Source organism: Rhodococcus sp. A14 (assembly GCF_011603105.1).
GTDB lineage: Bacteria > Actinomycetota > Actinomycetes > Mycobacteriales > Mycobacteriaceae > Rhodococcus_F > Rhodococcus_F opacus.
Map to the genome: position 1 here is coordinate 1 of NZ_JAAOQS010000148.1, position 19,571 is coordinate 19,571.

11 protein-coding genes and 4 pseudogenes are annotated in these 19,571 nt (G+C 67.4%); 5 read left to right on the forward strand and 10 right to left on the reverse strand.

What is annotated here, in order from left to right; genetic code table 11:
• Nucleotides 1-565: pseudogene (locus tag G9373_RS46030) on the forward strand (hypothetical protein); the annotation flags it as partial.
• 185 nt (nucleotides 566-750) lie between these two features.
• On the opposite strand, the gene G9373_RS41060 reads toward G9373_RS46030, so the two are convergent.
• From G9373_RS41060 to G9373_RS41070, 4 genes are all read right to left on the reverse strand, one after another.
• Nucleotides 751-1,509 (reverse strand): recombinase family protein, encoded by a 759-nt coding sequence (locus G9373_RS41060; protein ID WP_346842912.1) that lies wholly within the window; start codon nucleotides 1,507-1,509, stop codon nucleotides 751-753.
• Nucleotides 1,503-1,658 (reverse strand): recombinase family protein, encoded by a 156-nt coding sequence (locus tag G9373_RS47200; protein WP_240961028.1) that lies wholly within the window; start codon nucleotides 1,656-1,658, stop codon nucleotides 1,503-1,505. The genes G9373_RS41060 and G9373_RS47200 overlap by 7 nt, the downstream gene beginning before the upstream one ends.
• A 140-nt stretch (nucleotides 1,659-1,798) precedes the next feature.
• Entirely contained in the window at nucleotides 1,799-4,042 is a 2,244-nt protein-coding gene (locus G9373_RS41065) for a sensor domain-containing phosphodiesterase (RefSeq protein WP_061043191.1), read from the reverse strand.
• Between the two features lie 56 nt (nucleotides 4,043-4,098).
• Nucleotides 4,099-4,764 carry a hypothetical protein gene (locus G9373_RS41070; RefSeq protein ID WP_133987605.1) on the reverse strand — a complete coding sequence of 222 codons (666 nt, stop codon included), beginning with the start codon at nucleotides 4,762-4,764 and terminating at the stop codon, nucleotides 4,099-4,101.
• 603 nt (nucleotides 4,765-5,367) lie between these two features.
• Between G9373_RS41070 and G9373_RS41075 the strand changes: the two are divergent.
• Both G9373_RS41075 and G9373_RS41080 read left to right on the forward strand, forming a co-directional pair.
• A pseudogene (locus G9373_RS41075) lies at nucleotides 5,368-5,613 on the forward strand (IS1380 family transposase); the annotation flags it as partial.
• Between the two features lie 312 nt (nucleotides 5,614-5,925).
• Nucleotides 5,926-6,516: pseudogene (locus G9373_RS41080) on the forward strand (DNA-directed RNA polymerase subunit beta'); the annotation flags it as partial.
• A 76-nt stretch (nucleotides 6,517-6,592) separates the two neighbouring features.
• Here the strand turns inward: G9373_RS41080 and G9373_RS41085 are convergent.
• From G9373_RS41085 to G9373_RS47205, 6 genes are all read right to left on the reverse strand, one after another.
• A complete protein-coding gene (locus G9373_RS41085; RefSeq protein ID WP_240961029.1) occupies nucleotides 6,593-9,985 on the reverse strand; it encodes a VCBS domain-containing protein in 3,393 nt (1,130 codons plus the stop codon).
• Between the two features lie 1,446 nt (nucleotides 9,986-11,431).
• Nucleotides 11,432-11,878 carry an SRPBCC family protein gene (locus G9373_RS41090; protein WP_061040520.1) on the reverse strand — a complete coding sequence of 149 codons (447 nt, stop codon included), beginning with the start codon at nucleotides 11,876-11,878 and terminating at the stop codon, nucleotides 11,432-11,434.
• Between the two features lie 212 nt (nucleotides 11,879-12,090).
• Nucleotides 12,091-12,459: a hypothetical protein gene (locus G9373_RS41095; RefSeq protein ID WP_133987607.1), complete on the reverse strand. Its 369-nt coding sequence runs from the start codon at nucleotides 12,457-12,459 to the stop codon at nucleotides 12,091-12,093.
• A gap of 301 nt (nucleotides 12,460-12,760) precedes the next feature.
• Nucleotides 12,761-13,045 carry a hypothetical protein gene (locus G9373_RS41100; RefSeq protein WP_133987608.1) on the reverse strand — a complete coding sequence of 95 codons (285 nt, stop codon included), beginning with the start codon at nucleotides 13,043-13,045 and terminating at the stop codon, nucleotides 12,761-12,763.
• Between the two features lie 132 nt (nucleotides 13,046-13,177).
• Nucleotides 13,178-14,398, reverse strand: a complete 1,221-nt coding sequence (locus tag G9373_RS41105) for a hemerythrin domain-containing protein (RefSeq protein WP_061040516.1) — start codon at nucleotides 14,396-14,398, stop codon at nucleotides 13,178-13,180.
• A gap of 519 nt (nucleotides 14,399-14,917) precedes the next feature.
• Entirely contained in the window at nucleotides 14,918-17,524 is a 2,607-nt protein-coding gene (locus G9373_RS47205) for a protein kinase (RefSeq protein ID WP_240961030.1), read from the reverse strand.
• 490 nt (nucleotides 17,525-18,014) lie between these two features.
• Between G9373_RS47205 and G9373_RS41120 the strand changes: the two are divergent.
• Nucleotides 18,015-18,932 (forward strand): annotated as a pseudogene (locus tag G9373_RS41120) (CHAD domain-containing protein); the annotation flags it as partial.
• 53 nt (nucleotides 18,933-18,985) lie between these two features.
• Nucleotides 18,986-19,222, forward strand: coding sequence for a hypothetical protein (locus G9373_RS41125; protein ID WP_167120693.1), 237 nt, complete (start codon nucleotides 18,986-18,988; stop codon nucleotides 19,220-19,222).
• The last annotated feature ends 349 nt before the right edge of the window (nucleotides 19,223-19,571 follow it).

Here is a 19,571-nt window from a genome sequence, read left to right on the forward strand (position 1 = left end):
GGCCGCCCCAGTGGCACCGCCGGTCGAGGCCGCCCCAGTGGCACCGCCGGTCGAGGCCGCCCCAGTGGCACCGCCGGTCGAGGCCGCCCCGGTCGCACCGCCGGTCGAGGCCGCCCCAGTGGCACCGCCGGTCGAGGCCGCCCCAGTGGCACCGCCGGTCGAGGCCGCCCCAGTGGCACCGCCGGTCGAGGCCGCCCCAGTGGCACCGCCGGTCGAGGCCGCCCCAGTGGCACCGCCGGTCGAGGCCGCCCCAGTGGCACCGATGCCCGATTCTCCGCACAGCGCACCCGATCCAGCTGACGTCGGCGGTACCGGCGCGGATCCCGGCACCTACACGGACCCCGGGACGTCGTATACCGATCCGGGCACGACGTACGCCGATCCGGGCACGACCTACGCCGATCCGGGAACTAGCAGTGGCTACGCCGATGCGGGCACTAGCGGTGGCTACACCGATCCAGCTGACGTCGGCGGATACGGTGCGGATCCCGGAACACCCACGGATTCTGGAACGAGTAGCGGCTACACCGATCTCGGACTCACCGAGAGCGGCACCACAGGATAGATCGAGAGAGGAACCTGCGAATCATGTGACGTGAAATGCGCCCCGCCCCGTGACCGGAGCGGGGCGCATTCCGCGTGGTACTGGCGTCGCGTCTTCGTACATGCCACGACGGTGGGCGGGCCAAATTCGAAGCCTGCCGGGTTGTTCGAGCCAGGACGGGATGTTAGCGAGCCTGCGAATTTCTCTCATTTGTGGTCCGGACGGCGCAGGGTTGGAGTAGTTGCCCATCCGGCGGCGATGAGCCACCGCTGAACCGGCTCGGATAAGCCTTCGGCCGCGGCGGATTCAGCGAGTGCACCGGCCAGGATGGGACCGTCGCCGCACACGGCGCACGCGATATCGAATGCCGGTTGGTCGGGTTCGCAATGGCGGCAATGGCTCCGACAAATTAGGGACTCGGAACGCTGTGGGTCCGGATGAAGCCAGATGACGGCGAGATCGGCGCGTTGATGGGAGGCCTCGGCCCGAGTGGTCGGCTCGTGCCCGCACGTGGGGCAAGATCGTGAAGTCCGCGCGATTGCGGCAGTTTCGGGGACCTCGGGGATCCGACGCGTGGTCCCGTTTCGAGCTCGCTGGTCTAGGTGCCCGTACACCGTGGTACGGGGCACTTTCAGCATGCCCGCAATCTGTGCGACGGTGTGATCGCCTGCGTCGTACAGGTGTTGAGCGAGTTCGATCTGATCCTGGCTCAGTTTCGATGGCCGGCCGCCCTTCCGGCCGCGGGCCCGGGCGGCTGCCAGTCCGTCGCGGGTGTTGGCAACGATCAGCTCGCGCTGGAATTCGGCGAGGACCGACAGCATGCCGAACATGGCGCGGCCTTCGGCGAGTCCGATGCCGCGTTCGCGCAGGTCGGCGCCGAGCGTGATCAGGTGCAGCATGGACCGTCCGAGCCGGTCGAGTCGGGTGATCACCAGGACGTCGTCCTCGCGTAGCCGCGTCAGCACCAGATCGAGTTGCGGTCTGCGACACCTTTCGCCCCACCGGCGTGGTCGACGTGGATGTTCTCGGCGGCCACACCGGCGCGGCGCGGCGCATCGATCTGGTGGTCGGGGTTCTGGTCTGCGCTGGAGACCCGCGCGTAGCCGCGCAGCATGTGTCGACAATACGGGCGGTCAGGGTTTTTCGACATAGTTTGTCGACACGGGTTTTCGACGCCTCCGACCTGGCGCATGTGCCGGTCAGAGCGCGTGACCAATAAGGATCGATTTTCGACACCGGTCGTCTTTTGCAGGGTCAGTGGGCTGGCGGGGGTGCCGAGCTCGGTCCGTCGGCGCCGGCCCGGTGGTCTCGCTGCAGTGCGGGGACGGTGTCGGCGGGGGCGGGTGCGGCGAGGTAGGAGCCCTGCGCCTGGTCGCAGCCGCAGGCGTGGAGGGTGTCGAGTTGGGTCCTGGTTTCCACCCCGTTACCGATGACGGTGGCGCCGTAGGCGCGGGCGATGGTGACGAAGGCGGTGACGACGGCCTCGGGGCGTGGCCCGGGGAGGGCGGTGATGTAGGACCTGTCGATCTTGAGGGAGTCGAATATCGGGTACCGGATGAGATACCCGAGTGGGCCGTGTCCGGTGCCGAGGTGATCGAGCAGCAGTACGACCCCCAACTCGTGCAGCGCGGTCAGGGTGTCGACGGTGCGGGCGGTCACCGACGCCGACGCGGTCTCGCTGATCTCGAGGCCCAAACGGTGCGCGGGCAGCCCGGTGTCGGTGAGGATGTCGGCGACCTGGTCGGCGAAGACGGGGTCGCGCAGTTGCACGGTACTGACATTGACGTGGACACGGACGTCGGTCCCGGTGGGCGCCGGCCGGGCGGCGGCCTGCCGGCAGGCGGTGCGCAGCCCCCAGGAGCCGACGGGACCGATCAGGCCGGTGCGTTCGGCGACGGCGACGAACTCGGTGCGGCTGATGTTCCCGAGGGTGGGGTGCGCCCACCCGACCAGCGCCTCGACCGCGACGACGGCGCCGCGTCGTAGGTCGACGATCGGTTGGTAGAGCAGGGTCAGCTCGTCGCGGTCGAGCGCGGTGCGTAGGTCGGTGGACATCTGCAGCACCCGGTCGGCGTCGTGGCTGTCGCCCTCGCCCGGGTGGTAGAGCGCGTGACCGCCGGCGCCGGCGGTCTTGGCCCGATACATCGCCAGGTCGGCCCGCCGGATCAGTTCCTCGGCGGTGCAGGTCTCGTCGGAGACGGCGATGCCGATGCTCGCGCGCAGCGGCACCGAGGTTCCGGTCGAGTGGTCCGGGATGCGCAGCGCGGTGGTGATCTGGGCGGCCAGGGTGGTGACGGTGTCCGCGGTGCCGATGTCCTCGCAGACGATGACGAATTCGTCGCCGCCGAGGCGGGCGACGGTGTCGGCGGGGCGGACCGCCCCGGCCAGGCGCCGCCCGAGTCGTTGCAAGACGGCGTCTCCGTGGGCGTGCCCGAGGCTGTCGTTGACGATCTTGAAGTCGTCCAGATCGACCAGCAGTAACGCCAGCAGGGTGCGATCGCGGTGGGCGGTGTGCAGGGCGGCGGTGATCCGCCGGTACGCCGCGGTGCGGTTCGGCAGTCCGGTGAGCGGATCGTGCAGACTCTGATGCAATACCCGGGTTTCGGCGTCGATCCGGCCGATCGCGGCGGACAGCACCGCGGCGACCGCCCGCAGGAACCCGACATCGCGGTCGGTGTAGTCGCGGGGCCGGGCGCCGTGCACGGTGAGCACCCCCCACGGGGCGCCGTCGCCGATCGGCACGCTGATGCCGCTACGCAGCCCGCGCCCGGCCATCGTGGTGGTGGCGAACCGGGTCTCCTGCTCCCGGTTCGGGCAGACCACCACCTCACCGGTGGCCAGGGCGTATCCCGGCTGGGACGCCGGCCCGGCGGCGAAGGCGTGCGGGGTCGGGGGTTGTCCGCGGTAGGCGACGACGTCGAGCGCGTCGCCGGTGTCGGTGAGCCGGGCGATCGAGGCGCACTGCACCCCGATCAGGGTGGCGGCCGCACCGGCGGCGGCGGGCAGCAGGGTGTCGAGGTCGGCGTCGACGGCGAGCTGGCCGAGTTCGGCCAGGGCGTGTTGTTCGCGGGCGCGGTGCGCGGTCGACTCGAGTGCCTTCCGGAATCGGTGATCCTGGGTGCGGCGGTGGCGGCGGTCGCGCGCGATGATGGCGATCACCGCCGGACCGGCCTCCCCGGCGCGCACGGTGAAGATTGAGACGGACACCGGGATCGGTGCCCCGGTGCCGAAGTGTCGCAGCTCGCTGATTCCCTCCCAGTGTCCGTCGCTGGTCAGGGCGGCCTCCACCGCGGGGGTCTGAGCCAGGCCGACGTCGGTGAGGAATTCGGCGGTGGTCCGGGCGCGGGCGTCGGCGGCGTCGCGCAGGCCCACCAGCCGGATTCCCGCCGGGTTGAGAAACAGGATGCGGCCGGAGACGAAGTCCGACATCATCACCAGGTCCGTGGCCCGCTCGACCACCGACCGCCAAAGGTCGGGATCGGCCGAGTCGAACCGCATTGCATGCCCTTCCGTGGCGTGATGCTCATCTGCCGGCCCGAGTCCGGGACCGATGGTCAGGTCGTCGGATGCGACCGCGCGTCTCGACCCGCGGCGCGGGGTGTCGCCGCCGCGATAGACAGATCCGTGACGAGCCCGAGGAAGGCACGTGCGTAGGGGGAGTCGGCGGTGGCGTCGGCGACGGCCGACCAGTCGACCCGATCGCCCAGGACCCGGGCGAGCTGCACCATCGGCACGAAGTCGCACCGATGCGTGCCGAGTTCGTGAAGTTTGTCGATCATCAGGTCGGTGGCAGCGATCACCGGAGCCGCGGCGCTACCGATCTGTACCGGTGAGGCCCGGTCCAGCAGGTGCTCGGTGACCTCGACAGCGTTCGGACGACGAAACACTAACTCGACCGGGGTGTCGCCGTCATAGACCGTGTTCAGCCGGTCCTCGCGCTCACCGGCGGCACGCATTCCGGCGGTGGCCAACGCCTCGGCTGCCCGCTGCGCATCCTCGCGCGTGAGGACGATGACCAGGTCCTGCTCGGCGGGTGGCCCGCCGAGCAGGTAGGCGGCGCATTCGCCGGCCACGGCGAACCGGATCCCATTGGCCGAGAGGAGCTTCACAACCCGCACCAGGGTTCGCTGTAGCTCCTCCTCCCGAGCATCCGTCGCCCGGGGGTCGGGGAACTCGCTCGACCGCGGTGGATGCCGGTGGGGTTGCTGTTCGGTGACCATGGAGCGGGCTTACCCGATCCCGATGCGATAAACCCTCCCCCTCCCAGCACGAGCCGCAGGCGCGGCACCGACGGCCGAGGTCTCGCTCGACCTACCGACGGCCGGACGCAACGACCCCACGGCGCGCGGCCGGCAGGCCCGTGATCGTGCCCGGACTGCGCAGCCGACCGGTCTCCGCCCGGCATCGGTTCACGCGGGAGGGGGCGGCGCCGCCGCCAGCGGCGTTCCCGGACACGACCGGCTAGGGCAGGATCCTCGACCGTGCTGTGCGCGATCCACAAGCGACATCGCAGTCATCCTTGTAAGACGTTGCGCCGCGTGCCGCGGCGGCCGAGGCGGAAGGGTGGCGAACGTCCCCGGATGCTGACACCGGGAAGTCACGGGACATGCCACCAGGAAGTAGCAGTGGCATCGGCCGCCGCGTCTGCGTCGTGGATCTCGGTGAAAGTGACCTGTCCACCACGCAGTATCCACCCTTGGATCGCCCCGTCGTCTACATGAAAGACGGCTGGGGACGGACTGAAGATATCGGCCGTTTCTGACGCACTGATCCGTGAGACACATCAATCGCGGCGGCGGTGGAGCCAGCGAGAGATTCGAGTGGCCTGGCTGGTCTGCGCGGTGATGGCGTTCAATCTCACCCGCGCCGCCGGCACCCTTACCGGCGATCCGCGGTTGGCGAAGGCGACCACCGGCACCATCCGGCGCACCATCGTCTCGGTCCCGGCTCGCATCGCGTCCTCAGCGAGACGGTTGACGCTGCACCTCCCGCAGGGCTGGCCGTGGGAAACAGCGTGGAATGCCCTGTTCGACAATACCTTCTGCCGCAATCACCCCATCATCGTCTAACAGCTGCGACGCCTGCCCGACCTCGACGCGAAAGAGCCAGTGGAACAACCCGACACGAGAGGTCGGACGATCACCCACGCCCGGAACCTACTCACTGGCGCACAACGAAACTCAGCACGCGCACATCAGTCGATCGGTGAATTCAGGCTTAGGCCCGCGTGGGGCCGATCATCTCGACATGGCGGGACCAGATGTCTGAAGCGAGCTTTCAGTCGGTGGTGGAGTTTCCTCGCTGGTGCGGTGCCTCAGTAATGACCGTTTTCCGGTCAAGTTCTCTGAGGTGGTGTGCGACGTCGCGCACAGCTTCAAGGTCTCATGGAGGGCGCTGCCGATCCGCACGAGGTGCTGCGCGTGATGGGCCCGAGCCAGGTGCAGATCCACCTGGTCAACGAGGTCCAGGAGGTGTACCGGAGCCAAGGGTGTGTCGATCCACGACAAGCACATCGAGGTCATAGTGCGCCAGATGCTGCGTCGCGTGACGATCATCGACTCGGGTGCGACGGAGTTCCTGCCCGGTTCGTTGGTCGAGCGTAGCGAGTTCGAGTCCGCGAACCGTCGCGTCGTCGCCGAGGGCGCGGCGAGCCCGGGTCGGGTCGTCCGGTGCTCAGCGGCTGTCGGCGGCGTCGTTCCAGGAGACCACTCGGGTGCTGACCGACGCGGCGATCAACTGCCGCTCGGACAAGCGGCTGATCGGTCTCGAGGAGAACGTGATCATCGGCAAGCTGATCCCGGCCGGCACCGGCATCAACCGGTACCGGAACATCCGGGTGCAGCCGACCGAGGAGGCGCGCCGCGGCGTACGCCGTGCCGTCCTACGACGACCAGTACAGCCCGGAAGGCTTCGGCGAGGGCACTGGTGCTGCGGTTACGCTGGACGACTACGGATGCGGTTCCGACTACCGCTGGTCGCGTCCGACGAATCGGCCCCCGCTCCGCAAGGGATCGGGGGCCGTTCGCGTCATCCGGCGTGTCGGTTCGGTCAGGTGAGCACAGCGGCGGGTGCGCCGCCCGGTGCGCCGGTGACTGCATACACGGCACCGTCGGCGTAGTCGGTGACGTACAGCGTTCCGGCGGTGTCGGGGTCGACGAGCAGGAATCGGTAGGGTCCGTACGTCCCGGAGGGCGAGCCGTCGGGGTCGGTGACGAAGGTCCCGAGGACGGCGTATGTCGAGGTGTCGATCACCGAGACGGTCCGGCCGTCCGCGCCGGAGACGTACAGTAGATCGCCGTCGGCGCTGATCGCCACGTCGTGTGCTCCCTCGGGCAGCCGGACCGTCGCGAGCTGGGTCCCGTAGGTGGTACTGGTCCGGTCGACGTCGATCACCGTGACGACCTCGTATCCGCCCGTCACGCGCCAGGTCCGTCCTGTGCGGTCGACGATGAACTGTCCGTTGGAGTAGCCGCCGGTGGCGAGTTCCACCGTGCTGACGTGGTACGTGGCATAGGCTCGGGTGCCGTCCGCGTTGACGGCGACACTGCTGGTGACATCGGTGAACTCGCTGCTCGAGCGGGTGAGGTCCCACACAGGCCCGACGGTGACCTCCGCCGTCCTGGTCATGGATGCGGTGTCGATCACGGTAACGGACGCGCCGCTCGTGCCGTACAGGTGACGGCCGTCCCCGCTGACGGCCAGATCGGTGAAGTATCCGAGGGGCTGAGAAGTGATCACGTCGTTCGTTGCGGTGTCGATGACAGACACGGTGCCGTCCTCACCGCTGGCGTAGAGGCGCGTCCCGTCGGGGCTGACGGCCAACTCCTGCGCCAGGGAATAGCCCTGGAAGTCGGGGGAGGTGGGCAGCCAGATCGTGTCGACGACGGTGTCGGTGGTCGTGTCGATCACCGAGATGGTGCCGGTATAGGGGCTGTTGACGTACACCCGGTCGATCGCCGGGGCGGCCGCGATGTTCGACGACGCCCAGTCGACCGCGATCGGCGCCCCGACGACCGTGTTGGTGTCGCGGTCGACGACCTGCACGAAGCCGTCCTCACTCACGACGTACAGCCGGTCGCCGACGAGAACCGCGCCGGTCGGGCTGCCTCCCGCCGGGATCGATGTCGAGTCGACCTCGAGTACATCCGGAACCTGCGTCGGTGAGACGGAAACGTTGACAACGATGTTCGTCACCGTGTGGCCGTCTGCGAGGGCGATGGTGAAGTGGTCGGCGTCCTCTCCCGGCGTTTGCAGGGCGAGGTCGCGGGCGGCGACGGTCGGGGTGTAGGTGAAGGTCGAGCCGTCGGAGGTGACCGATCCGGACCCGGGCGCAGCGTTCGTGAAGGTCACCGGGTCGCCATCCGGGTCTCTGGGGTCGACGAGGGTGACGACGACCGCGCCGTCGGACGCCCGAGGTGCGCCGGCCGTCCAGCTCGCTTCGGGCGCGGAGTTCACGTGGGTGAGCGTCAAGGCCCGGACCCGCCCGTCGGTCGCGTCGGTGAGGAGCATCCGGGAACCGTCGGCACTCAGCGCGATGGAGTGGTCGCCGGACTCGGCGGGCGAGTCGATGGAGAGGGTGGACACGACGGTGTTGGTGCGCGTGTCGATGACGGTCAGCCTGTCCGGATTGGAGACGACATAGGCTGCGCTTCCGTCGGGGGTGACGCGCACGGCGGTCGGCTGGGAACCGACGGCGACGGTGGCGACGACGGTGTTGGTGGCGGTGTCGATGACCGAGGCGGTGTTGTTGGCGCGGTTGGTGACGTACACGCGGGTGCCGGTGGGTGTGTCGGCGACGGCGACGGCGCTGGGTGTGGTGCCGGTCTTGACGGTGGCGACGACCGTGTTGGTGGCGGTGTCGATCACCGAGACGGTGTTGCTGCTGCGGTTGGTGACGTACGCGCGGGTGCCAGCGGGGTTGACGGCGACGGCGTTGGGTGTGATGCCGGTCTTGACGGTGGCGACGACCGTGTTGGTGGCGGTGTCGATCACCGAGACGGTGCCGCTGCCGCTGTTGGTGACGTACGCGCGGGTGCCGGCAGGGTTGACGGCGACGGCGCTGGGTGTGATGCCGGTCTTGACGGTGGCGACGACCGTGTTGGTGGCGGTGTTGATCACCGAGACGGTGCCGCTGCCGCTGTTGGTGACGTACACCCGGGTCCCGGTGGGGTTGGCCGCGACGCCGGTCGGCGAGGTGCCGACGGGTACCGAGCCGATGACGGCGTTGCCTGCGTCGAGCACGGATACGCTCTTCGAACCCTGGTTTGCCACATAGGTTCTGGTGCCGGCGAACACCGCACCGGACGGGTTGGACCCGACAGTGGTGGACTGCGCGACCTGCATCTGTGCCGCAGACACCGGCACCTGCACGGTCACCGGGTTGCTGGACTGCCCGGAGGTCACGGTGACGGTGAACGAGTCGTAATCGGCGCTCGGGTCCAGCGCGGCCGCCTGGCGCGCCACCTGGGTTGGGGTGTAGGTGAAGCCGCCGGTCGCGTCGACGGTGACCGTTCCGCGGCTCGGCGGTCCGGCGACCGTGTAACCGAGTTGGGTTCCGGACGCATTGATCGAGCCGAGTACCGAACCGGTGCTGCGGTCGGGCACACCGACGATCGGCCCGGCAGTGGATGCAGAGGTCGTGCCGGTGGATGCGGTGCTCGCGGCGGCGAACGATTCGATCGGCTCGCTGGTCGTGGCGGGGGCGGCAGCCAGCGCTCGGCTCGCGTCGGCGGTGATGGCTTTCTCCTGTCGACGGCACCATGCCGCGGCCAGCGCCCAGAACGTCGGCGACTCGATCGGTACGTTTGGGTCATTCGACAGGAACGGACGTAGCCCGAGGGCTCCGAGCACCTTCGACACGACGCTGGATGCGACGTCCACCGCCGGGGCGGGGAGAGACGGGGCCAATGCCTGCGTCCCGACGTGCGGTGCATCGGCACGGGTGTCGGATACCTGGCGTGTCGGGGCTGTCGTCCCGTCGATCGTGGTGATCGCGGGAGCCGTCGCCGTCGCCGGAACTGCGTCCGGAATCGCTGCCGGCGCGGCCGGGGCGGGTCCGCGCGCTGCCGGGTCCTCCGCCGTGGCGGGCGGGCCGAGTGCCGTGCCGAAGCTGCCCGTCACCGGGGTGGTCGGGGGGTTCGGCGCAATGGCGCTTCCCGCAGGTGCGCGGTCGTGACCCTGTGCGGGTGCCGATGACGCGGACGAATCCGATGGCTCGGTGACTGCTCGTGCCGGAGGCCGGTCGTCCGGCGCGATCGTGACACCGGACTCGTCGATCGTGGCCGGTGCCTGGGTGTCAGAACTCGATCCGACCTGCTCGGACCCGTCTGCTGTCGTGCCCGAATCCGGCATGCCGCCGCCGTTCGCCGTCGACGAGCTGTCGGGTGTCGTGGGGTCGGGTGCCTTGTCGGTGTCGGGGGTCGTCGCGCCGGACCCGTTCATGTCGTCGTTCGAGGTGGCGGACGTGGATTCGGTGCCCGTGGTGGATTGGGTATCGGTGCCGGAGGTGGATTGTGAATCCGTGCCGGACGTGGATTGTGAATCCGTGCCGGACGTGGATTGTGAATCCGTGCCGGACGTGGATTGTGAATCCGTGCCGGACGTGGATTGTGAATCCGTGCCGGACGTGGATTGTGAATCCGTGTTCGAGTCGCCTGTCGTGGACGATCCGGATCTGCCGCTCGACGAGTCCGAGTCGGTACGCGATGTGCCGGATGACGTCCGGTCCGACGAAGTCCCGTCCGTGGATCGGTCCGTGGATCTCCCGTCGGACGATGTCTGGTCGGACGAGTTGGAACTCGACGACGTGGACGAGTCACCGACGGACGGTGCTGCCACCGCCATGCCGGCCGGCGCGACCGCAAGCCCTATGCCCAGTGCCACCGCCAGCTCGCCGAGGTGCTTGAGATGCTGGTCGTTATTCATGAGTTACTCCTCCATGAGGACGCTTCGAACTGGAGTCCGGACGCACCATCCGGGGGCTGGGCTGGCTTATCGGCCCGGCTGGCGGGGTATGTCCGACGAGAGTTGCCCGTACGTTGTGGGGGGCGGGAGTCGTTCGTGGAGCCATGGTTTGAGGCTAGGGCTGCGCTCGTCGCTATCGCATCGGGCAATGGTTGTATTCGCCCCACGCGCACCGGCCGCAATGGGTATTTCGACCCACTGGCGCGCTCGATCCGGAAGCGAGGCGTGTCGCGCGCCTGGCCTTCACCTCGTCGACCGGCAAGCTGACGGATATGGTCACGGAAAGCGATTGGGTGCATTTGCGAGTCTTGTCGGCGAGGAAGGTGGCGAGTTCGTCGCTCTTCCGTCGCAGGCGGCGACGCGGGTTTCCCATTCGAAGTGATCTGGGGCGGCCCAGTTGATGGTGGCGCGGCTGACGTGGCCGATGAGACAGACTTCAACCATGAAAAGGACTCGTGCATTTCTTCGGTAGACATCACGATGCGGGGGGCGCCTGGGTCGTAACGCTCATGCCGTGTGCGTCACCCGCGAGCAGCTGTTCTTCCGGGACCGATACAGCGTCAACCGGTTTCGGCCCTCGATGCTTGCCGAGGGCGTCGCCGCCATGTTCCCGACGATGCCGTCGCTTCGTGCTCAACCGGAACGTCGGATGCCGCCGCTCCAACTACTCGAAACGCCGTGGCCCGCGATGGCAACTTCACCGCACCCGCCCCGAACCTCGCCACCACCCGGGTGTTCGCGCGCTCGATCACCATCGTGTTCCATGGCGTGGGTTGAGGTCACGGCTTCCAGTACCGGGGACGCTGACGATCGACGCGCTCGGTGTCGTGCGGCTGAACGGTCCTTTCGCGGGAAGCGCAGGCACCCGGGCAGTGGCATCGAGAACTCAGCCTCCTCACTGAGTTTCGATAAGCCCGGGCCGGGTCAGTTGTCGGTGTTGAGCAGGTCGGCGAGGTTGTCCAGGCTGGCCCGCATGGTGCGGGAGTAGGCCTTGGTCACGATGGGGTCGGCGAGCTTGCCGAAGACCCCTCCGAGACCGCTTTCGCTGTCGACCCGATAGGTGAACAGGGTGCCGCCGTCGACCTCCTCGAGCTTGGTGGTCGCGGTGAAGCCGAACTTGCCCTCCACCGATTTGGAGGTGCCCACCTTCGCCGGCTGATACTCGGTGAATTCGGTCATCCAGTCGAACCGCTTACCCAGTATTCGGGTCACCCCGTGCCATCGGGTGCCGACCCCGATCGGATTGTCGGTGACCTGGTCGCATTCGACTATCGACGATTCCCAGGTCGGCCAGTTCTCCGGAGTGGTGATGAAGTCCCACACCTCGGAGGCGGGGCGGGAAATGACGACGGACTGCTCGACGACCGGCATGGCACTCAATTCCTTGGGTTGGAAAAATGGGTGTGAACTGCACCTTGCAAGCTTTCCCCCGCCGGTGTTGCGGAGGGGAAGACCTGGGTGGCACTCGGTGATCGGTTGGGGACTACCCGGTTTGCTTTTGCCGAAACGTCGGTGACCTCCGCGGCCATGGATGACCACACTGGTTCCCCTGCCCCGATCACCGCGAAAGATTCAGGTAAGAACTAGGACGAGCTGGCGAACTCTCGTGCCGATACAGCCCACCGCCCCTTGATGAGAAGGAACTCGTTGCTGTCGAGAAGCCTTCGTAGCGTCGGCTGCCTGGCAACGGCGTTATTCCACGCCACCTCAGCCAAGTACTCGGAATTCATTCCCGAATTTTCTTCATCATCGTACAGTTCGTATTCCATATAGCCCGCCAGGGTTCTCGACCATTTTGCCTGTAGCGCGAGAAATAGGTCTTTTCTGTGCTCGAAGATGGTGGTGACTTCAGGAACTTCCTCAAATGGCAGTGATGTTTGCCCTGTGCGGTGGGCATAATCGAGAACTGCGTCGATTGCGCGGTTCCGTCGGTGAAAGTCGTCCCATCCCATGATGATCTCCTAACCGGTCTGTGAAAATGGTTGGTGTACAGCGAGCGTGCTGAGCGCGGGGCACCTTGTTCGGTGCGAGGAGTCGCCAGTTGCCGGGTTGTCGATTTCCGCGGACATCGGTTCTGCGTCGGACACGTGCATCTCGACGGCGATCTGACCGTTCACGGCCAGACGCGACCGCTCACCGTCCACGCCCGTGTTGTCGCCACGGATAACACCGCGACTGTTCACCGTCGAAGTCCTCCTCCCCTCTGCGGCTACTGCGGAGCGCGATGCGACTGGCTCCGTATGGCGTTGGGATCTAGACAGGGAAGGAGTCACCGAACAGCGGCCCATTCGTCTGCCGGGGCCACCAACGGCCTTCGGTGTCAACCCGGGCTCCTGATGCCTGCGCGTAGCTGTAGAGCTGCCGCATCGGCCAGTCCATTACGTCAAGGAGGGCTGCGAGGTGGTGCGTGGAGATTCCCTCGTTCGCCGCGACCGCGCGGGCGATGCGTGCTCTTGTGACGGCGCTGCTCAGCGTCGTGTCATAGTGACCGCCCGGTGCGCCGTTCTGGGTGATTCTGACGTCTTCGGTGCTGCTCATCGTCTTGGTTCCTCTCCCCGCAACGTCCCGACGTGGGACTGATGGTGTCTCAAAACGCTTTCCGTAGGGAACGCTCTGCAAGCTCGTAGGGTCTCCCTACGATTGGTCCTGTTGTCCCCACGCGCTGGTCGGCTACATCGGCCGGGTCCTCAGCGTGTTCTCGGTTCGATGGGCACTCGCTTCGATGTTCGGCAGCAGGCGAGGTCCGGACTCCTGATCCCGCTCGGCTAGTCGTGCCAGTCGAACGAGATCCCCGTGCAGGGCGTTGCCGCGGTCGTGGTGGGCCGGAACGGTCAGCGAAATCATCCGGTCGAACCAGCGCGGCAGGCTCAGGACGCGAAAGGACTGTTCGATTCGGGTTCCGGTTCCATCCGAGTCGAGGATGAACCGCCACTCGGTGCTGTCTCCGTAGATTCCGCCGTGCGTGATCCATACCATCTCGTGCGGTGCGTCGAGCTCGGTGAAGGTGCACGATCTGCTCCACCGCATGAGTCCGGACTTGCTGCTGCCGCGGAATCGCTCGCCGACCCCGGGTGCTGTTGCGCCATCGAGCCAGCGCGCTCGCCGGCACTCATGGCTCCACTCGCCGACCCGGGTGACGTCGGCCAGCACGGACCACACCGTGGTCGGGCACGCGGTCGATGTCGTTTCGCTACGGCCACGCAGCTGCGCGCGCAGCGGTGAGAACTGCGGTGTCCGCCAGCGCCGGAACGCCCCTGCGCGGTAGCGCCGGATCATCACGTTGAGCATGAGCCAGCGTGGTATCGGCGGCACGAGTTCGGTGATGGCCAGTGCGTCGTCGGGTTCGGCTGAGTCGATAATGAACAGTCCTTCGTCGAACAGTTCGATCGGCCCCTTTGGCTTGATGTTGTATTCCTCGTCCCAGTGCCGCCATTCGGTGTCGGTGATCGTGGCCGACACGGCCGGCATCATCTCGCGCTCCTCACGCGCGAGGTGGGGCAGCAAGGATTCGCTCAACACGTCCACGGCAGCCACCACCTCGCCCCGGGCGTCGGCCGAATCGCGGTAGCTAGTGGCAGCCCGTTCCAGTGCTTCCATTGCAGGAACGATCGATCGGTGGTCGTGGTCCATGTCATCCAGCAGCGCTCGGGCTCCGCGGTTTCGTGCCCGCACTAGTGGATAGAGGTGCTCGTCCTCGGACCGGTGGTGATTGCGGAGGAAGTTCATCATCCAGATGAGGTGCTCGGCGATCGCGACCCGCTGGGCATCGAAAGGATACGGTCGCTCGGTGAGCGCGCTTCGCGCGCGGGCGAGGTCACGGCGTAGGGCGGAGTGGACGATGCCCATCACACGGGTATCCGCCGGTCCGTCCGGGTCTGTGGCGGTGTTCACGACAATCACTCCTCTGGGGCGGTCGGGTGGCCGCACCGTGGTGTCGCCTCTGGGTTCGACGTCGACCGGGCTGCACCGGGTAACCGGAGGCGAGGTCGAGGGGTACTCCTGACAGCGAGGACCCGGACCGCGTCCAGGCGGGTGCGTACGGATCCGCGCCCGCATGAGAGGGTCGCCGTACAGGTGTCCGGCGAGAGTTGCCGTACGTTGTGGGGCGCGGGAGTCGTTCGTGGAGCCATGGTTTGAGGCTATGGCTCGCTCGTCGCCGTCGCATCGGGCAATGGTTGTACTCGTCCCACTCGTACCGGCCGCGATGGGTATTTCGACCCACTGGCGCGCTCGATCCGGAATCGAGAACAGGCGTGTCGCACGCCTGCCTTCACCTCGTCGACCGCCGAGCTGACGGATTTGGTCACGGAAATCGTTTGGGCGCGGCGGCCGGCCTCCCCGCCCTAATCTCCCGCTGCGCTATGCCGTGATACAGCCCGTCTGGACGCGCACCACAGCGACGGACCGACGTCAGTCCAGGCCGTGTTGGTAGGTGTAGGCGGTCGCGGCGGCGCGTGAGGTGACCCCGATCTTGGCGAAGATGTTGCTCAGGTGCCGGGCGACGGTCTTCCTGCTCAGCGACAGATGTTCTGCCACATCCTGGTTCGTCAGTCCGGCGGCGACGAGACGCAGCACCTCGACCTCACGGGCGCTGAGACCGTCCGGCGGCGGTGTCGGTGGTTGGGCACACCCGAGTAGTTCGTCGGTGTGCTGCAGGTCCGGCACCGCGCCCAGTCGGCTGAACACCGCACGGCAGGTCTCCCATTCGAGTCGTGCGGTGTCCTCGTCGCCGATCGCACGGCAGGCCAGTCCGATCAGCTGGTGGCTGCGTGCGGCCTCGTACGGCACGTCGAGGTCCGCCCAGATCTGCACGGCGGCTCGGAGATCGGGCAGCGCGCCGGCGGGGTCGCCGTCGGCAACCCGCACCGCACCCGCAATCTGTGCCGCCGCGGCCCGGACGGCCGGCGGGGCGCTGACCACCATGGCGGCAAGTTCCTCGGCGGCCGCGCGTGCGAGTTGCAGGTTCCCCGAGGCGATCGCGATTTCTGCCTGCGCCGGGAGCAGTTTCGCCCTCGCGAGACGGTCCGCGGGATGTTCGGCCAGTGCCCGCGCCAGACCGGCGGCGGCGGCGTCGGTGCGACCCTGCGCTGCCCGCAACAGTGCCATGCCGGGCTGCACGTCCCAGCCGTAGCCACCGGCGTGCCCGAACGCCTCCTCCGCGGCGGGAAGGTCACCGACCAGCCGCCGGATCTCACCGATCTCGTACCAGGCCTGGCCCGCGTCCATCGCGATGGTGCCGTTTTGCTCCGCGCAGGCCTGCCGCGCCTCGCGTTCGGCGTCGGTCCATTCTCCGTGCAGGCGCAGGATCCGGGATCGGTGCATCCGGCACGAACCGGACATCGCTGTGGCGCCGTGCTGCGTGCGCACCCACTTCTCGAATTCGGATGTCCACGCGCTGGCACGGCCGAAGTCCGACATGTACTCGCACACGTTGATCGAGCTGCAGTAGATCCACCAGGAGCTGGTGGCGTTCACCTCGCGGGCGACAACGGCGACCATCGCTTCGTCGAGCAGGGTCGTTCCACCGTCGATGTCACCGAGCGCGACGAGGACGCGGCCCGCCTGGTGCAGGCCGATGTTCATCGGATCGGGATCTGCAAAATGGGTGCCGATCGTGGTCGCGCGACGAGCCAGATCAAGGGATCCGTCCAGATTTCCGCGATGGAAGTGTGCCTCGGCCTCGGCGACGCACAGGTAGCCGTGCACGGCGCACTCGGGCTCCTGCTGCAGCAGGCGTTGGGCGCGGGCGAACCATCCCATGGCCGGCGGCAGGTCGCCGTGCATCATCAACACGATATGGATTCGGAACGCACACATGGCGGCGTCGCGATTGTCGCCTTTGCGCACGCGGTAGTTGTATAGCCGGGTGCGCGCCTCCACACTCTGTTCGCTCCTGCCGGTGAAGTGGGCGGACTCGGCGAGCGCCTCGAGATCGTCCGGATCGAGTGCCACTGATTCGTCCGCGTCGCTGAGTAACGCGTACGCCTCGTCCCACGCTTGGGCTCGGTACGCGGCCCGGCCGCGCTCGAGATCGTCGACCATGACGCTCGACGGCGTGCCGTGTGAGGGTCTCGCCTGTCGGGAAAGCTCGCCACCCGGCGAAGTGGTAGCGGCAGCGCCGGGCACGACCATCTCTTGCACGTTGAGCCCGCTCCTCCGTTCGACCTCTTGGAGTTCGGCCCCGAACTCGGCGGCAGTGGCGGGACGATCGGCGGGACTGCTGGCCATGGCCCGTTCGATGACATCGCACGCCTTCGGTGGAATACCCTCCCCGCGTATGTTCGGGATCGGCTGCGTGGTGATCCTCAGGAACTGCGCGACCAGTTGCTCGCCGCTCCGGCGTTCGAACGCGGCGTGACCTGTGATTGCGCAGAACAACGTCGCGCCCAGGCCGTAGACGTCCGTCGCCGGCGTGGACGGCTCGCCCTGGAGCACCTCTGGGGCAGTGAATGCCGGCGAGCCCGATACCGTGCCGACGGACGTCTCGAAGCCTCCGGTAATCCGCGCAATGCCGAAATCGGTCAACTGCGGCTCCCCGTAGTCGGTGATCAGGATGTTCGCGGGCTTGACGTCGCGGTGGAGTATTCCAAGCCGGTGCGCAGTCTCGAGCGCACCGGCTAGCTTGACCCCGATGCCTACCGCCTCACCCCAGTCGAACGGGCCGACCCGGCGGATCCTCTCCTCCACTGAACCGCCAGGGTGGTACTGCATCACGATGTAGGGTCGGCCACTCCGAGTGGCCCCGACCTGATGGATGTTGACGATGTTCGGATGCCCCGACAATCTACCCATCGCCTGCTGTTCGCGGACAAACCTCTCGAGGCCGTCCTGATCCAGGTCGGCGGTGAGCACCTTGATTGCGACCGTGCGGTCCAGAGAAGGCTGCAGGCAGCGATACACGACGCCGAAGCCACCCCGTCCGATCTCGATTGCACCTTCGAACCCGTCCGCAGCCAACTCCACCGTGACCGCCGAAACGGAATCCCGCTGGGTTGCCAACGGGTCGACCTCTGCCATGGGCTGTCTCAACCTCTCGACTCGGGGCATCAGCAATGACGTGAGGAGTCAGCACTTCGGCCTATGCCGGTCAACGCAAAGCCATACGACCAGCACCACGACAGGCCACCGGCCCTCCTCGGATGGACGAACCGCATGGTTGTTCCGTTCAACCGTAAGTCCGGGCCCCCATTGGCAGGTAGGGTCCGACTTCACATTGGTGCAGGTCCAATCTGTGGATATCGACGTCGGGCCGCCCGGGATGCCCCCAGTCTCTCTCAACCAAGACCCCCGATATCAGCCTTGTCGTCCCCGTGCCATGTCGTATCGGCCACCCTCTTCTTCACAAGCTCATGTCAGAAGACCTGTGCATTGCGCACGGAATGCTCTGCTCGTCGTGTACACGACTTGTGAAACTGACAGTCGATTCGGCTCCGGGACGCTTGCAGAGCAGCCTTCGGACACCTACACGACCGATGCCCGGGCCTGCGACACTGATTCCGGCCACGACGCCCACCCGTCCCGGTATCCGTCGAAGCTGTCCCGGGCGCTGAACCCGGACGGTCCGAGCTCCGCCGACGACGACTCCGGCGCGGAGGTGGTCCGGGAATTGTTGACCGCCTATCTCGACACCCAGGTTCAGGCGATCGTCGGCGGCGACGTGTGGCTGCGCCGCGGGTTGGACCCGGTCCATGCCACCCGGGTCGGGATCCGGCGGTTCCGCAGCACCCTGCGGGTGTTCAAGAAAATGCTGGACCCCGCCGCCCGGGCGCGGCTCGACGAGGAGTTGTCCTGGTACGCGGGGGTGCTCGGTGAGGTGCGGGACCGGCAGGTCCAGCGCGCCCGGTTCGCCGCCGCGGTCAGCGACCTGCCCGAGGAGTTGGTGCTGGGTCCGGTCGCCGCCCGGATCGAGAACGATCTGCTTGCCGAGCAACTCCGATACCGGGCGGAGGTGATGGCGACCGTCGACGGTGACCGGTACCGGGCGGTGCTCGCCGCGCTGGCGCGGTGGCGCACCGATCCGCCGCTGACCGAGGACGCCACCTCCGGGGCCTGGGTGCTGAAGAAGGCCGCACGGAAGGCGCGCCGCAAGGCGGACAAGAGGTTGGCTGCCGCCCTCGACGACGGCGGCGACGAGGCCCTGCACCGCGCCCGGAAGGCCGCGAAGCGGGCCCGCTACGCCGGCGAACTCACCCGCGGGCTGGTCGGGAAGATGAAGGGCAAGAAGAGGATCGCCGAATACAAAAAGATTCAGAAGGTTCTCGGGGAGCACCAGGACAGCGTGATGGCCCTGGGCACCCTCCGCACCCTCGGTGCCCGCGCCGGGAGCACCGGCGGCGAGAACGGATTCACCTTCGGCCTGCTCTACGGGCTCGAGCTGCAGGCCGCCCGCCGCGCCCGCCAGGATGCAGCCCGGCTCACCACCTGATCCTTCGGGCACGGCGCGCACCGCCGACGGACTCATGACACCCCGATCCACGGGTGGACACGGCATCGACGTGCACTCGGCCCGGCTTCTCCCGGCGGGCGGGCTGCTCGCACGTCTGCTCACCCACGGCCCGGCGGGAACTCGAGGAACACGACGACTACACCGCCGCCTGGGCGGTGACCCAAATCCTGCCGACCGGCAACGGAGCCGATCGGCAAAACCGGACACTGCCACCGGGTTCCTTCACCGCCGTGCTCGACCTGCCGACCCACACCACCGAAGGCTGTTGACCCGCATCGTCATCACCGAAACTGCACCGCCCCCCGATGCGCCATTTCGAGTTCATTCACCTCCTCGGGACCCGACTCCAGAACCTCTGTCTGATTGAAATGCGCGCAATCGCGGATCAAACGCCTGGTGAGCGGTGCACACTGAGAACGGGCATACAACATCGGCGTCCCGAGAGGTGAATCGTCGTGACCGACAAGTCGACCGTCCGCCAGGAGATCGCCGCCGACACGATGATCGTTGCCGCGATCTTGCTGGTCACCAGCGGTGTGCTGCATATCCTGCAGGGGATCGCCGCGATCGGCAACGACCAGGTCTTCGTCGTCATCACCGACTACACCTACGAATTCG